Source organism: Streptomyces sp. NPDC047525 (assembly GCF_040643025.1).
In the GTDB taxonomy this organism is placed as follows: domain Bacteria; phylum Actinomycetota; class Actinomycetes; order Streptomycetales; family Streptomycetaceae; genus Streptomyces; species Streptomyces durmitorensis.
This window is the reverse complement of sequence record NZ_JBEYTL010000005.1, coordinates 470930-486162: the sequence shown is the minus strand read 5'-3', so window position 1 is coordinate 486162 and position 15233 is coordinate 470930. Positions and strand designations below refer to the sequence as shown.

Here is a 15233-nt window from a genome sequence, read left to right as displayed (position 1 = left end):
ACCCCACAAGGCGGTGACAGGCGCATGGCACTGGGCATGGACCCGGCCACGTACGAGCTGCGATTCGACTCCGGGCGGAGCTGTCTGGACCTCGTGGCGACGAACCATCCCGTGGAACGGCTCGACTCCGTGGACCGGCTCCTTGCCTGGCTCGCGGGCGCCGGGCTCATCCCGGATCACACGGCCCTGCCGGGAGCGGGACCGGTCTGGCTCGTCGCCTTCCGTGAACTGCGCGCGCACGTCGGGCAGTTGGTGCTCGACGAACTCGAAGGGCGGCCCGCCGACGCCGCGTTGGCCAGGGTCAACGCCCTCGCGGCGACGGCGCCGCCGGCCCCGCGCGCCGTGCGGCGCCCCGACGGCAGCCTCGTGCGCGCCCTGGACGGCGACCCCGGCTGTGCGGCCCTGCTCGCCGTGGTGGCACGCGATGCCGTCGACCTGCTCACCGATCCCGTCGCGCGTGCACTGCTGCGCCAGTGCGAGGGCGACAACTGCCCCATCGTGTACCTGGACACGTCCCGCGGGCGCCGCCGCCGCTGGTGCTCGAGCGAGGTGTGCGGCAACCGCGAGCGGGTGGCCAGACACCGGCGCAGGGCGGCACTCGCGCGGGCCTGATCGAAAACTTTCGGGCACGGCTGAACGCGGCCGCTCCGGTGTACGTACATCCCCGGTGAGCCAGCCAAGACGAAGAGCGGACACCGGAGGCAGACGTGCGCAAGGATTCCGCCGTGGCCGATGAGCGCCCGCAGGAACGTCCTCGCCGACATCGCCTGGTCCCTGAACGCAACGGACCCGACGAGGAGTTGATGCGCGCCCTCTACCGCGAGCACGCGGGTCCACTTCTGGCCTATGTGCTCCGGCTTGTGGCGGGAGACCGGCAGCGCGCCGAAGATGTCGTACAGGAAACGCTCATCCGTGCCTGGAAGAACGCCGGTCAGCTCAATCGTGCGACCGGTTCGGTACGCCCCTGGCTGGTGACGGTCGCCCGGCGCATCGTCATCGACGGCCACCGCAGCCGGCAGGCCCGGCCGCAGGAGGTCGATCCGTCGCCGCTGGAGGTCATCCCCGCGGAGGACGAGATCGATAAGGCGCTGTGGCTGATGACTCTCTCGGACGCGCTCGACGACCTGACTCCCGCGCACCGGGAGGTACTTGTCGAGACCTACTTCAAGGGGCGTACGGTCAATGAGGCGGCCGCGACACTGGGTATACCCAGTGGGACGGTGCGTTCGCGGGTCTTCTACGCGCTTCGCTCGATGAAGCTGGCGCTCGAGGAGCGGGGGGTGACGGCATGAACGAGTCCTACGGACATGACGCGCGGGGCCATGCGGAAGCGGGCGACGTGCACGAGACCGTCGGCGCCTACGCCCTCGGCATCCTGGACGACGCGGAGGCGACGGCCTTCGAGGCCCATCTGGCGGGCTGCGCGTTCTGCGCGCACCAGCTGGAGGAGTTCTCCGGCATGGAGCCGATGCTGGCCGCGCTCGCGGACTTCCCGGACGCGCGCGGTGTGCCGCGCGGTGTACCGGAGATCGGTGAGCAGCTCGCCGCGAGGCCGAGCCCGCGGCTCGCGGACCGGCTCGTGGACGAGGTCTCCGTCAAGCGCGCGCAGAAGCGCAGGCGCGGCATGTATCTCGTGGCCGCCGCGGCGGCGCTGATCGTCGGCGGGCCGCTCACGGTCCTCGCGGTGAGCGACGGCGGCGGTACGACGGACGTGGCGGGCGAGCCGCATCCCACGAGCCCCGCCGAGGACGCCTTCTTCAACCACATGGACGACAAGATCAAGGCCACGGACCCGAAGACCAAGGTCAGCGCCACGGTCGGCACGGAGAAGAAGGCCTGGGGCACGCACACGGTCCTCGAGCTGAAGAACGTGAAGGGCCCGCTCAAGTGCTCCCTGGTCGCGGTCGGCAAGGACGGCGAGAAGGAGACGGTGACCACCTGGTCCGTCCCGAAGTGGGGATACGGCATCGAGGACAGCCCGAACAAATGGGCCCGCAGCCCCCTGTACGTCCACGGGGGAGCCGCGATGGACCGCAACGACATCGACCACTTCGAGGTGACCACCCTCGACGGCGACCGTCTGGTGGAGGTCGACGCGTAGGAGAAGTGCACAGAGGGGTCCCCTTTCGCGTACGGTAGACGGCTGCTCAATAGGGCAGCTGCACGTCCGGAAAGGGGCCTCGGTGGCCGACGTACGCGACCGTGAGATCAGCGTCGAACAAGAACATCTCGACCAGGTCTACCGGCGTCTCGAGGAGAAGATCCACGAGGCCGAGTTCCTCATGACCGACGCGGCCAAGCGCTCCCAGGTCGGCACGCCCGGCGCGCTCGCCGAGCGGGACGCGCAGGTGTTCCGCGCGGGGGTGCATCTCAACCGGCTCAACAGCGAGTTCGAGGACTTCCTCTTCGGGAGGATCGACCTGCTGCTCGGCAAGGACGGCAAGAAGGGCCCGGACGGCGCGTACACGTCGGTCGAGCCCGCCGAGGACGCGGTGAGCGAGAACAACACCGCGCAGATCGCCGAGACCCTGCACATCGGCCGCATCGGCGTCCTGGACGCGGACTACTCCCCGCTCGTCATCGACTGGCGGGCCCCGGCCGCGGCGCCCTTCTACCGCTCGACGCCGGTCGACCCCGGCCGCGTCGTGCGCCGCCGGGTCATCCGCTCCAAGGGCCGCAAGGTCCTGGGCGTCGAGGACGACCTGATGCGCCCGGAGCTCACGGCCACCCTGAACGGCGAGAGCCTGCCCGTCATCGGCGACGGCGCCCTGATGGCGGCGCTCGGTCAGGCCCGCAGCCACACGATGCGGGACATCGTGGCGTCGATCCAGGCCGAGCAGGACATGGTGATCCGCGCCCCCGCCGCCTCGGTGACGTACGTCGAGGGCGGCCCCGGCACCGGCAAGACCGCCGTGGCCCTGCACCGCGCCGCCTACCTGCTCTACCAGGACCGCCGCCGGTACGCGGGCGGCATCCTCATCGTCTCGCCGACCCCGCTGCTCGTGGCCTACACGGAGGGCGTGCTGCCCTCCCTCGGCGAGGAGGGCCAGGTCGCGATCCGTGCGGTGGGCGCGCTGGCCGACGACGCGTCCGGCGCGGTGGAGGCCACGGTCTACGACTCGCCCGCGGTGGCCCGGGTCAAGGGCTCGTCCCGGATGCTGCACGTCCTGCGCAAGGCGGCACGGGGCGCCTTGGAGAGCGGGGCGGGCGCAGCGGCCAAGGCTCCCGCACAGGGCGGCCAGCTGTCCTTCGGGGACTTCGGCGACGAGGACGACGACGAGGGGCCCCAGACCCCCGCCGAGACGCCTACGCGGCTGCGTGTGGTCGCCTTCGGCCGCCGCCTGGAGCTGGAGGCCGACGCCCTGGGCCGCATCCGCCGCAACGCGCTCAGCGGCACGGCCCCCGTCAACCTCCTGCGCCCGCGCGCCCGCAAGCTCCTCCTGGACGCCCTGTGGTCGCAGTCGGGCTCCGCGGGCCGGCACAGCGACCCGGAGCTCGCCGCCGAGCTGCGCTCGTCCTTCGACGAGGACATCACCTCCGAGGACGACTTCATCCGCTTCCTCGACGCCTGGTGGCCCGAACTCACCCCGCGCTCCGTGCTCTCCGCGATGGGCGACGAGCGGCGCCTGGGACGCTGGGCGCGCCGTGTCCTGAACCCGGGCGAGGTCCGCAAGGTCGCCCGGTCCCTCAAGCGCGACGCCCTGTCGGTGCACGACGTGGCGCTCATCGACGAGCTCCAGTCGATCCTCGGTACGCCGCCCAAGCCCCGCAAGAAGAAGGATCTCGACCCCCTCGACCTGCTCACGGGCCTCGACGAACTGATGCCGCAGCGCGAGGAGTCCCAGCGCGAACGCGCCGAGCGGCTCGCGGCGGAGCGCACCGAGTACGCCCACGTGATCGTCGACGAGGCCCAGGACCTGACGCCCATGCAGTGGCGCATGGTCGGCCGCAGGGGCCGGCACGCCACGTGGACGATCGTCGGCGACCCCGCCCAGTCCTCCTGGTCCGACCCGGACGAGGCGGCCGCCGCCCGTGACGAGGCCCTGGGCAGCCGCCCGCGCCGCCGCTTCACCCTCACCGTCAACTACCGCAACCCCGCCGAGATCGCCGACCTCGCCGCCAAGGTGCTCGCGCTCGCCATGCCGGGCTCCGAGTCGCCGTCAGCCGTCCGGTCCACGGGAGTGAAGCCACGCTTCGCCGTCGTACGCGACAGGGACCTCGGCGCGTCGGTGCGCGAGGAGGCGGCGCGGCTGCTGGACCAGGTGGACGGCACCGTCGGCGTCGTCGTGGCGATGAACCGCCGCGAGCAGGCGGCCAAATGGCTCGACGGGCTCGGCGGCCGGGTGGTCGCGCTCGGCAGCCTGGAGGCCAAGGGCCTGGAGTACGACGCGACGGTGGTCGTCTCGCCCGCGGAGATCGCGGACGAGTCCCCGGCGGGCCTGCGGGTCCTGTACGTGGCGCTGACGCGCGCCACGCAGCAGCTGACGGTCCTGTCCGGCGAGCGCGACGACCCGGACGGGGACGGGGTTCCGGACCTGCTCCGAGAATGACTTCAGAGACTTGTCGGGACGGGAATTGCCTTACGGGGATCGTTTGTTACCGTTGATGTGGCACCGGCCCGATCCAAGCCCCCGGGCCCAACCTTCGTCGCTACGAGCGACCACTTGCCGCGAGGCGAGCATGGCGGGTCGGTGTCATCAACGTAGGGAGAGGCCCTCGTCACCACGTGACGAGGGCCTCTTTCGGTTTCAACCACCGGTTTCCGTTTCCCCCTACCGGCGTCCCCCAACTTCTCGTATGGTGGAAACTAGTTTCCGAAAAGCCGGTGAACGAAAAGTTCGCAATCCGAGGCGGCTACCACGTACTCAGTGGTAGGTGCGACGATCGGACGGCAAGAGCAACACGGTGAAAGCAGAGGAAGTCGGCCATGGCAACGGCGCCCAGCGTCTCCTACTCGAACACGGTCCGGTTGGAGGTGCCCGCGAGCGGCACCGCGGTCTCCCAGATCACCACGGCCGTCGAGTCCCACGGAGGCTCGGTGACCGGCCTCGACGTCACGGCTTCCGGCCATGAGGCGCTCCGGATCGACGTCACGATCGCGGCGACCTCCACGACGCACGGCGACGAGATCGTCGCGCAGCTGCGCACCATCGAGGGCGTCACTGTCGGCAAGGTCTCCGACCGTACGTTCCTGATGCACCTCGGCGGCAAGATCGAGATGCAGTCGAAGCACCCCATCAGGAACCGTGACGACCTCTCCATGATCTACACCCCGGGCGTGGCCCGCGTGTGCATGGCGATCGCCGAGAACCCCGAGGACGCGCGCCGCCTCACCATCAAGCGCAATTCCGTTGCGGTCGTAACGGACGGCTCGGCCGTTCTCGGGCTCGGCAACATCGGCCCGAAGGCCGCGCTTCCCGTCATGGAGGGCAAGGCGGCCCTCTTCAAGCGCTTCGCCGGCATCGACGCCTGGCCGCTCTGCCTGGACACCCAGGACACGGACGCGATCGTCGAGATCGTGAAGGCGATCGCCCCCGGCTTCGCGGGCATCAACCTCGAGGACATCTCGGCGCCGCGCTGCTTCGAGATCGAGGCCCGCCTGCGCGAGGCCCTGGACATCCCCGTCTTCCACGACGACCAGCACGGCACCGCGATCGTCGTGCTCGCCGCGCTGACCAACGCACTTCGCGTGGTGGGCAAGGGTATCGGCGACGTACGGGTCGTCATGTCCGGTGCGGGCGCGGCCGGTACGGCCATCCTCAAACTGCTCATCGCGGCGGGCGTCAAGCACGCTGTGGTGGCCGACATCCACGGTGTCGTGCACGCGGACCGCGAGGACCTGGTGGACGCCGCGCCGGACTCGCCGCTGCGCTGGATCGCCGACAACACCAACCCCGAGGGCGCCCGCGGCACCCTCAAGGAAGCGGTCGTCGGCGCCGACGTCTTCATCGGCGTGTCGGCTCCGAACGTCCTGGGCGCCGACGACGTCGCGGCCATGGCCGAAGGCGCCATCGTGTTCGCGCTCGCGAACCCGGACCCCGAGGTGGACCCCGCGATCGCCCGCCAGACGGCGGCGGTCGTGGCCACGGGCCGCTCGGACTTCCCGAACCAGATCAACAACGTCCTGGTCTTCCCCGGCGTCTTCCGCGGCCTGCTCGACGCCCAGTCGCGCACCGTCAACACGGAGATGATGCTGGCGGCGGCAGGCGCCCTCGCGGACGTCGTCGCCGAGGACGAGCTCAACCCGAACTACATCATCCCCAGCGTCTTCAACGACAAGGTCGCGGGCGCGGTCGCCGATGCGGTGCGCACCGCGGCGAAGGCGGCTGGGGTGGCTGTGACAGGCGCCACGGCCCAGTAGTACGGCGCGTCGCGGAACGCAGGGGTCCTCAGGGCCCTCTAGGGTGGCGTGGAAGCGCGCCCCCGACTGCCACCTTCCAGGGGCGGTGAAGCTTTTCGTGTGACCCCCAGGGGCCCCGGATTGGCTTTCCCGCCGCAGGTGGGGGCAGGATGCCTTTCTGGGCGCGAGGGTCCGGATGACGGACCCGGGTCCGGGGCCTGACCGAGGACCCTGGCAGCATCGGCTTCGCTGTGCCCATCATGCGGCTCCGCCGCGTGGCACGCCTCAACGGCAAGAAGAACACGGGAGTACAAACATGAACCGCAGTGAGCTGGTGGCCGCGCTGGCCGACCGCGCCGAGGTGACCCGCAAGGACGCCGACGCCGTGCTGGCCGCGTTCGCCGAGACCGTCGGCGAGATCGTTGCCAAGGGCGACGAGAAGGTCACCATCCCCGGCTTCCTGACCTTCGAGCGCACCCACCGTGCCGCTCGCACCGCCCGGAACCCGCAGACCGGCGAGCCGATCAACATCCCGGCCGGCTACAGCGTCAAGGTTTCGGCGGGCTCCAAGCTCAAGGAAGCCGCCAAGGGCAAGTAGCCTCAGGCAGTACATAGAAGGGGCGGCCACCCGGTTGGGTGGCCGCCCCTTCTGCGTGCTGTCAGGGTGCTGTCAGGCGGACTACAGCGTCGCCCTGCCGGGCAGCTCCACCTTCGCGCCGAGCTCCACGAGCTTGTCCATGAAGTTCTCGTAGCCGCGGTTGATCAGGTCGATGCCGTGGACGCGGGACGTCCCCTGCGCCGCCAGGGCCGCGATGAGGTACGAGAAGCCGCCGCGCAGGTCGGGAATGACCAGATCGGCGCCCTGGAGCTTCGTGGGGCCGCTGACGACCGCCGAGTGGAGGAAGTTCCGCTGGCCGAATCGGCAGTGCGAGCCACCCAGGCACTCGCGGTAGAGCTGGATGTGTGCGCCCATCTGGTTGAGCGCGGAGGTGAATCCGAGCCGGGACTCGTAGACCGTCTCGTGGACGATGGAGAGGCCCGCGGCCTGCGTCAGGGCGACGACCAGGGGCTGCTGCCAGTCCGTCTGGAAGCCGGGGTGCACGTCCGTCTCCAGGGCGATCGCGTTGAGCGAGCCGCCCGGGTGCCAGAAGCGGATGCCCTCGTCGTCGATCTCGAAGGCACCGCCCACCTTCCGGTAGGTGTTCAGGAACGTCATCATCGAGCGCTGCTGGGCGCCGCGGACGTAGATGTTGCCTTCGGTCGCCAGGGCCGCGGAAGCCCAGGAGGCGGCCTCCAGGCGGTCCGAGAGGGCGGAGTGGTCGTAGCCGCCCAGGCTGTCGACACCGGTGACCCTTATGGTCCGGTCGGTGTCCATAGCGATGATCGCGCCCATCTTCTGCAGGACGCAGATGAGGTCTTCGATCTCAGGTTCGACGGCGGCGTTCGAGAGCTCGGTGACGCCTTCCGCCAGTACGGCGGTCAGCAGGACCTGCTCGGTGGCGCCCACGGACGGGTACGGCAGCTGGATCTTCGTGCCGCGCAGCCGCTGCGGGGCCTCCAGATACTGGCCGCCCTCGCGCTTCTCGATGGTGGCGCCGAACTGGCGGAGCACCTCGAAGTGGAAGTCGATCGGCCGGCCGCCGATGTCGCAGCCGCCGAGGCCGGGGATGAAGGCGTGGCCGAGGCGGTGCAGGAGCGGCCCGCAGAACAGGATCGGGATCCGCGAGGAGCCCGCGTGCGCGTCGATGTCCGCGACGTTGGCGCTCTCCACGTGCGAGGGGTCCATGACCAGCTCGCCCGGCTCCTCACCGGGGCGGACCGTGACGCCATGCAGCTGCAGGAGTCCGCGTACGACGCGGACGTCGCGGATGTCGGGGACATTGCGCAGCCTGCTCGGAGCGCTGCCGAGCAGCGCGGCGACCATGGCCTTGGGCACGAGGTTCTTCGCGCCGCGGACACGGATCTCGCCCTCCAGCGGGGTTCCGCCGTGGACAAGCAGTACATCGTCGGTGACGGTCATGAATCTCGCGTTCCGATTGGATGGACGGGTGGACCAAAGGGCAAGCGTAATGGGCGCGTACCCCCCTTCCGTAAGGCTGAGGACGCGTAAACCGCGTCAGGAGTTCGCGACAACACGAACCGTTCGGAACCGGACACTCCGGGTCACCGGCGAAAGTGTGCGCTCCGGACGCGCCTGTGCGCCCCTGAGCTGCATTCACTCCTGTACGGGCATTGCCTCCCCCCGCGGGGCAAAGATGCGGGATCATGTCGTTCATGACCGAGGTGTCCTCGCTCACAGGGCGGCTGCTCGTGGCCACGCCTGCCCTGGCGGACCCGAACTTCGACCGCGCGGTGGTGCTGCTCCTCGACCACGACGAGGAGGGCTCACTCGGCGTGGTCCTCAACCGGCCCACGCCGGTGGACGTCGCGGACATCCTGGAGGGCTGGGGCGATCTGGCCGGGGCGCCGGGAGTCGTCTTCCAGGGCGGCCCCGTCTCGCTCGACTCGGCGCTCGGGGTGGCGGTGATCCCCGGCGAGGAGGGCGCGTCCCCCGGATCCCGGCTGCGCCCCGCCAGAGGAGAGCCGATCGGCTGGCGCCGCGTGCACGGCGCGATCGGCCTGGTCGACCTGGACACACCCCCTGAACTCCTGGCCCCCGCGCTCGGCTCCCTGCGGATCTTCGCCGGGTACGCGGGCTGGGGCCCGGGGCAGCTGGAGGACGAGCTCGTCGAGGGCGCCTGGTACGTGGTGGAGTCCGAGCCGGGCGACGTGTCGTCCCCGGACCCGGAGCGACTGTGGCGCGCGGTGCTGCGGAGGCAGCGGAGCGAGCTGGCGATGGTGGCGACGTATCCGGATGATCCATCCCTTAACTGACAGGTCAGCGCCCCAAGACGGTTCTCAGTGGCGCAACCGCGAGTCACACGGATAGCGTCCTGACGCGTACTTGCCATCTTGCATTCGGGGGTTGACCGTGAAGCGCCGCAATCCGCCCAAGTTGCCTGCCCTCATGGCGGCTTCGCTCGCGTGGGGGGCCTGAGCCGTGTCGGACAGGACCAGGTACGACCTCGACCTCATCAAGGATTGCTCGGAGTCGCTCTACCGCATCCACCGTGAGTTCAAGGAGAACGGCGACCCCTCCGACGGCTACGAGAAGGACTTGGGCAGCGACAAGCTGCGCGAGATCTTCGACGACTTCTCCAGCACCTGGAAGAAGACGCGCAAGAAGCTGAACAAGGACATCGAGAACCTCGCCAAGATCACCGCCGATGCGGCCAAGGCGTACGAGGACATCGACCACGAGCTCGCCAACGCGCTCCGGGACGCGAAGAAGAGCGACAAGAAGGGTGCGAAGTGAGCGGGCGGCCGAGCGACTGGACTCCTCTCTACGACTCCGATCCCGTGCCGGGCGACCCGTACGAGGTCGCGCGCCTGGGCAAGAAGCTGCGCGGCATGGCCGAGGAGATCGACAAGCAGGCCCGGAACATCAAGGCGCTGGCGTCGGTCGAGAGCTGGGACAGTGACGCGGGGCGCGCCTTCCACGAGGTCGCGGGTGACACTGCGGGGCGCCTGAAGAAGGCGTTCGACCGCTATGACGAGGCCGCCGACGCCCTGGGCACCAAGGTCAGGGAAGGCGAGTCCAAGGAGTACGCCAGCGAGCTGCACCGCGCGCAGCGCATGGCGGACAAGGCCCTCGAGGAGTTCCGCAAGGCGGAGGTCGAGCAGAAGGCCGCGCTCAAGGAGCTGGACAAGACCGAGGGGACGGTGCCCTCCTCCAAGGAGGACTCGGTCGACCGGACGAAGCAGCAGAAGAAGCGCGACGACGCCACGACGATCATGGCTCAGCACCGCGGCAAGATCATGGAAGCGGTCGAGATCCGTGACGACGCCGCGAGCGCGGCGGCCAAGAAGATCAAGAACGTGATCCACCACGACGGGGTGCGTGACCCGGGCGGGTTCATGAACTGGATCGCGGATCACGCCGATTGGTTCACGGCCGCGGCCACGGTCCTCGCGGTGGCGGCGCTCGTCGCGGCGATCGTCCTGTCGGGCGGCACCCTGGCGATCGTCCTGGTCGGCGTCGGGGCCGCGATGAGTGCCACGGCCCTGTCCGGCCGGTTGTACGACGTCTTCGCGCGCGGCGGGAAACTCGACCTGCTGGCGATAGGCGTCGACGTCCTCGGCATCATCCCCGGGCTCGGCGCCCTGAAGGGGCTCACCGCCGCCGCCAAGGGCGCCCGCCTCGCCGGGGCGGGCAAGGGCGTCTGGGGCGCGTTCACCAACGGCTTTGCCGTGAAGAACATCAACAAGGGCGTCGGCTTCGCGTCCAAGATGCTCGCCAAGCGCGGCATCACCACGCCCAAGCTGCCGGCCGGAGGCTGGAACCCGGAGGTCGTCACCCGCTACATCAAGGGTGCCGCCCTGGGGAACCTGTACGTGAAGTCCATCCTCCGGATGAAGGAGGCCATGGGCCCGGACGACGGCAAGACCCACCCCATCACCCCGCACCCGGGTCCGGGACCGAGGCCGAGCGCGCCGCCGACCACGCCGTCGACCCCGGGCACGCCGACGCCCACGCCGTCCCCGAGGCCGGGTCCGAGCCCGAGCCCTTCCTCGTCGTCGTTCCACTCCTCGCTGGCCCCGGCCGGGTAAGGAGCGGGGCGGATGATCGACCACCACGCCCTGGGGCGCGGCACGTTCGTCGACGACAGCGGGACCGAGCACGAGCTGGTTCCGTCGTCGGTCATCTCCGCCGTGCCCGCGGCACGGGAGGCGGCCGAGGCGTACGGGCGTGCCGTGCGGTTCGACTTCCTCGACGACCGGGCCGTGCACCGGCTGATGTTCCAGCGGCGGCGGGACACGGAGAAGGGGAGCCTCGTCGGTTGTTTCCTCGCCGTGCCGCTGCTCGTCTTCGGGGTCGGGGCATGGCCGTTCTGGGATCTCGTCGCGTCCCTGAGGCCCAGGCCGTTCCAGATCGCCTTCTTCTGCGTGGACGCACTGCTCCTGCTGGCTTCGATCGGCGTTGCCTACCGTCTGCGCGGCCCCGATGTGGCCGATCCGACCCTGCGGAACATGCGCTGCAGGGTCCGCCTCTACCGGAAGATCGTCGGCATCGCCCGCAGGGGCGGCGCCGACATCCCCCGCCTCTACCCGTACTACGGCATGTACGCCACCTCCCGGAAGTTCTTCCCCGAGGCCCCCGAACTCCCCATCCCACCGCTCCCGGAAAGCAACGGCGCCAAGTGACCACGGAATCCCCAGCAGCCACGGCCTCCCCAGTGGCCCCTCCCTACGAGCCGTTGCGGTTCGAGGCGACGATCCCGGCGCAGAACGCCGGGCCCGATGCCGACGCCGGTGCCCGCATCGACTCCGACGGCATCCACGTCCGCTGGGTGATGCCGGAGATCTTCCACGACCTCCCCCTGCACGAGGAGGACGAGGACGAAGGGGCCCGCCTCCTGGAGGAGCTCGCGGCGAAGGCGCTGCCCGGTGCCGAGGACGAGGACATGCTCAAGCTCGCGGTCATCTGCGCGCTCGGCATCGACGACCTGCTGGAGGCCGGGGCCGAGTACGCGGCCATCGCCGTGGGCGCCGTCGGCGACGACCCGTGCAGCGCCACGGTCTACGCGGCCCTGGTCGACAGCCCCGAGGACGAGGACGCGGACCCCCTCGCGGCGATCGCGTCCAGCCTGCGCCGTGACGACGCGGGCGAGGTCAGGGAGATCCTGCTGCCGTGCGGCCCCGCGGTGTCCTGCGTGGGCACGCGCGTCGACAAGGTCACCGGTGAGCTGACCGAGTCCCCGGACGGCATCAGGATCCCGACGTCGTTCATCCGCGTCTACGTCCCTCTGCCGAACGGGACCACCCTGGTGATGGAGCTGGGGACACCCACACAGGTCGGCTGGGACCAGTTCTCGACGATGTTCGGGAACATAGTGAGCAGCATCCGCCTGTTCGAGGCGGACGGCGAGCCGCTGATCATCCCGGACCGGGACACGGACGCGTGAGCGACACCGTGGCGCCGCCGTCGGACTACCGGATTCTCGTGCCCCGCGACTGGTTCCGCGTCGACCTGACGCAGGAGCGGTGGCGCGGCCAGCTGAAGACCTTCGTGGACCGCGAGTCCGGGAGCGGGAGCGCGCCCGAAGAGGTGCGGCGGTCCCTGTGGACGACGCTGCGCAACATCGCCGAACGCGGCGCGGCGGACGGCGCGTTGGAGTTCTACCTCAAGACCGAGACGCCCGAGGGCACGGCCTACCCCGCATCGCTGATGGTCTCGCTGCTGCCCACGCCGCCGGGGCTCGCCCCTGAAGTGGGGGAGTTGGCCCAGACCCTGGCCCGGCGCAGGGGGGACGCTTCGCGGGTCGAGGCGGTGGAGCTGCCTGCCGGCGACGCGGTCCGTGCGACGACGGACACGACGCTGGACTTCCACGTGCGGATGCCGGGCGGTGTGGGCTATCTGCTGCTCGCGTTCTCCGTGCCGCTCAGCGGCACGGAGGGGCCCATGGGTGATCTGTGCGAGGCGATCGCGTACTCCCTGCGGTGGGTGGAGTGAACGCGGGTGGCTGATCCGGTGGGCGTTCCGCGCGGGCTCCGGGTCCCGGGCGATGCCCGTAACCGCCGGGCGTAGGTACCCTTGGATGCCATGAGCACTCTTGAGCCCGAGCCCGAGCGCGGGGCAGGTACGGGGACCCTCGTAGAGCCGACGCCACAGGTGTCGCACGGTGACGGCGACCACGAGCGCTATGCGCACTATGTCCAGAAGGACAAGATCATGGCGAGCGCGCTCGACGGTACGCCCGTCGTCGCGCTCTGCGGCAAGGTCTGGGTGCCGGGTCGCGACCCGAAGAAGTACCCCGTCTGCCCCATGTGCAAGGAGATCTACGAGTCCATGAGCGCCGGTGGCGACAAGGACAAGGGCGGCAAGGACGGCAAGGGCGGCGGCAAGAAGTAGCCTCCCGCGGCAGCCTCCCGGGCTGACCTGCCACGCCTTGTGGCGCGGTCCATGACCCTCTTCGCGGCGGGGCGTTGCGTGTACCGCAACGCCCCTTTTGCGTTGTGCAATCGCGTGGCAGATTCGCCGCATGACCTTTGAGCAACTCATCCCCGCGCCCGCACGCGCGGAGGGACCGCACACCGAAGGCTTTCTCCTCGACCCGTCGACCGTGCTGCGCGCCGCACCCGGCACAGAGTCCACCGAACGCTGGCTGCGCTCCACCCTCGGTGCCGCGCTCGGCCTGCCCCTGGCGCCCGGCGGGGGCGCCGATGGCGGCGCCGTCTCGCTGGAGATCGACGACTCCCTCGCCCCCGAGGCGTACCGCCTCACCGTGGGGGAGCGCGGCATCGGCATCGTCGGCGGCGCCGCCCCCGGTGTCTTCTGGGGTGCGCAGACCCTGCGCCAGCTCATCGGCCCCGAGGCCTTCCGCCGCGCCCCCCTGCGGCCGGGGGTCCCGATCGCCGTCCCGGGGTGCCTGATCGAGGACAGCCCCCGCTTCCGGTGGCGCGGCATGATGCTCGACGTGGCCCGGCACTTCATGCCCAAGGACGGCGTCCTGCGCTATCTGGACCTCCTCGCCGCCCACAAGCTGAACGTCTTCCACTTCCACCTCAGCGACGACCAGGGCTGGCGCATCGAGATCAAGCGCCACCCGAAGCTGACGGAGGCCGGTTCGTGGCGGCCGCGCTCGAAGTGGGGCCACCGCGCGTCCGAGCTGTGGAACGACACCCCGCACGGCGGCTTCTACACGCAGGACGACATCCGCGAGATCGTCGCGTACGCCCATGAGCGGCACATCGCCGTCGTACCCGAGATCGACATCCCCGGGCACTCGCAGGCCGCCATCCACGCCTACCCGGAGCTCGGCAACACCGACGTCGTCGACACCTCCTCGCTCGGCGTCTGGGACACCTGGGGCGTCAACCTCAATGTCCTCGCCCCGACCGAGAACACCCTGCGCTTCTACGAGGGGGTGTTCGAGGAGGTGCTGGAGCTCTTCCCCTCCACCTTCATCCATGTCGGGGGAGACGAATGTCCCAAGGACCAGTGGAAGGCGTCGCCCGCCGCGCAGGCCCGCATCAAGGAGCTGGGGGTCGGTGACGAGGACGGGCTGCAGAGCTGGTTCATCCGGCACTTCGACACCTGGCTGACCGCGCGCGGGCGCCGGCTCATCGGCTGGGACGAGATCCTGGAGGGCGGTCTCGCCGAGGGAGCCACCGTGTCGTCCTGGCGCGGGTACGGGGGTGGCATCGCGGCGGCCAAGGCCGGTCACGACGTCGTCATGTGCCCCGAGCAGCAGGTGTACTTGGACCACCGGCAGGACGGCGGCCCCGACGAGCCCGCGCCCATCGGCTTCGTCCGCACCCTCGAGGACGTCTACCGCTTCGAGCCGCTGCCCCCGCAGCTGACCGAGGACGAGGCGCGGCACGTGCTCGGCACCCAGGCCAACGTCTGGACCGAGGTGATGGAGTACCACGCACGTGTGGACTACCAGGTGTTCCCGCGCCTCGCGGCCTTCGCCGAGGTCGCCTGGAGCACGCTCCCGGCACCCGCCGAGCGCGACTTCGCGGACTTCGAGCGGCGAATGACCCCGCACTACGCGCGACTTGACGCACTCGGCGTCGACTACCGCCCGCCCGGCGGCCCGTTGCCGTGGCAGAAGCGGCCGGGTGTGCTCGGACGCCCGATCGACGGGGCGCCCCCGAACGTGTGAGGCGCACCCGATCGTCCGTGTGCCGGGCTGCCCGCGCTGCGAGCGTGGGCAGCCGGACGAAAGTCGTACAAGGGTCACCGAAGAGTGGCAATTCCCGCTGACCGCCAAGGGCGTGTGAAACCGGCACATCCCCCAGGTCTGGGGACGAATGGCTCCTAGCGGACCCCCGCGCCGGGGGCCGGGGA

General features: G+C 70.3%; 15 protein-coding genes. 14 read left to right on the top strand and 1 reads right to left on the bottom strand.

Annotated elements, in window-relative coordinates:
• Nucleotides 1-24: 24 nt before the first annotated feature.
• From ABZ833_RS17680 to ABZ833_RS17655, 6 genes are all read left to right on the top strand, one after another.
• The gene (locus tag ABZ833_RS17680) at nucleotides 25-612 is read left to right on the top strand and encodes a CGNR zinc finger domain-containing protein (protein WP_361047269.1); all 588 of its coding nucleotides are present in this window, start codon (nucleotides 25-27) and stop codon (nucleotides 610-612) included.
• A 95-nt stretch (nucleotides 613-707) separates the two neighbouring features.
• On the top strand, nucleotides 708-1292 hold the full coding sequence (locus ABZ833_RS17675) for a sigma-70 family RNA polymerase sigma factor (protein ID WP_249589626.1): 585 nt from the start codon (nucleotides 708-710) through the stop codon (nucleotides 1290-1292).
• Complete coding sequence (locus ABZ833_RS17670; RefSeq protein WP_361047266.1) at nucleotides 1289-2101, top strand: zf-HC2 domain-containing protein; 813 nt, start codon at nucleotides 1289-1291, stop codon at nucleotides 2099-2101. The genes ABZ833_RS17675 and ABZ833_RS17670 overlap by 4 nt, the downstream gene beginning before the upstream one ends.
• Nucleotides 2102-2183: 82 nt before the next feature.
• Complete coding sequence (locus tag ABZ833_RS17665) at nucleotides 2184-4550, top strand: UvrD-helicase domain-containing protein (RefSeq protein WP_361047263.1); 2367 nt, start codon at nucleotides 2184-2186, stop codon at nucleotides 4548-4550.
• A gap of 377 nt (nucleotides 4551-4927) precedes the next feature.
• On the top strand, nucleotides 4928-6361 hold the full coding sequence (locus ABZ833_RS17660; RefSeq protein WP_361047260.1) for an NAD-dependent malic enzyme: 1434 nt from the start codon (nucleotides 4928-4930) through the stop codon (nucleotides 6359-6361).
• Between the two features lie 295 nt (nucleotides 6362-6656).
• Nucleotides 6657-6938: an HU family DNA-binding protein gene (locus ABZ833_RS17655; RefSeq protein ID WP_016645140.1), complete on the top strand. Its 282-nt coding sequence runs from the start codon at nucleotides 6657-6659 to the stop codon at nucleotides 6936-6938.
• Nucleotides 6939-7019: 81 nt separating this feature from the next.
• Here ABZ833_RS17655 and murA read toward each other — a convergent pair whose 3' ends face one another.
• Nucleotides 7020-8360 (bottom strand): UDP-N-acetylglucosamine 1-carboxyvinyltransferase, encoded by a 1341-nt coding sequence (gene murA, locus ABZ833_RS17650; RefSeq protein WP_249589630.1) that lies wholly within the window; start codon nucleotides 8358-8360, stop codon nucleotides 7020-7022.
• Nucleotides 8361-8605: 245 nt separating this feature from the next.
• Between murA and ABZ833_RS17645 the strand changes: the two genes are divergently transcribed.
• The 8 genes from ABZ833_RS17645 to ABZ833_RS17610 all read left to right on the top strand — a co-directional run bounded on the left by ABZ833_RS17645 (nucleotide 8606) and on the right by ABZ833_RS17610 (nucleotide 15048).
• On the top strand, nucleotides 8606-9214 hold the full coding sequence (locus tag ABZ833_RS17645) for a YqgE/AlgH family protein (protein WP_249589631.1): 609 nt from the start codon (nucleotides 8606-8608) through the stop codon (nucleotides 9212-9214).
• A gap of 166 nt (nucleotides 9215-9380) precedes the next feature.
• A complete protein-coding gene (locus ABZ833_RS17640) occupies nucleotides 9381-9695 on the top strand; it encodes a hypothetical protein (protein ID WP_249589637.1) in 315 nt (104 codons plus the stop codon).
• On the top strand, nucleotides 9692-10990 hold the full coding sequence (locus ABZ833_RS17635) for a putative T7SS-secreted protein (RefSeq protein WP_361047254.1): 1299 nt from the start codon (nucleotides 9692-9694) through the stop codon (nucleotides 10988-10990). Before ABZ833_RS17640 ends, ABZ833_RS17635 begins: the two co-directional genes overlap by 4 nt.
• Nucleotides 10991-11002: 12 nt before the next feature.
• Nucleotides 11003-11584 carry a hypothetical protein gene (locus ABZ833_RS17630; protein ID WP_361047252.1) on the top strand — a complete coding sequence of 194 codons (582 nt, stop codon included), beginning with the start codon at nucleotides 11003-11005 and terminating at the stop codon, nucleotides 11582-11584.
• Between the two features lie 32 nt (nucleotides 11585-11616).
• Nucleotides 11617-12345 (top strand): hypothetical protein, encoded by a 729-nt coding sequence (locus tag ABZ833_RS17625; RefSeq protein WP_361047249.1) that lies wholly within the window; start codon nucleotides 11617-11619, stop codon nucleotides 12343-12345.
• On the top strand, nucleotides 12342-12893 hold the full coding sequence (locus ABZ833_RS17620; protein WP_361047246.1) for a hypothetical protein: 552 nt from the start codon (nucleotides 12342-12344) through the stop codon (nucleotides 12891-12893). The genes ABZ833_RS17625 and ABZ833_RS17620 overlap by 4 nt, the downstream gene beginning before the upstream one ends.
• Before the next feature lie 90 nt (nucleotides 12894-12983).
• A complete protein-coding gene (locus ABZ833_RS17615) occupies nucleotides 12984-13292 on the top strand; it encodes a DUF3039 domain-containing protein (RefSeq protein WP_249589642.1) in 309 nt (102 codons plus the stop codon).
• Between the two features lie 130 nt (nucleotides 13293-13422).
• Nucleotides 13423-15048: a beta-N-acetylhexosaminidase gene (locus ABZ833_RS17610; RefSeq protein ID WP_361047244.1), complete on the top strand. Its 1626-nt coding sequence runs from the start codon at nucleotides 13423-13425 to the stop codon at nucleotides 15046-15048.
• The last annotated feature ends 185 nt before the right edge of the window (nucleotides 15049-15233 follow it).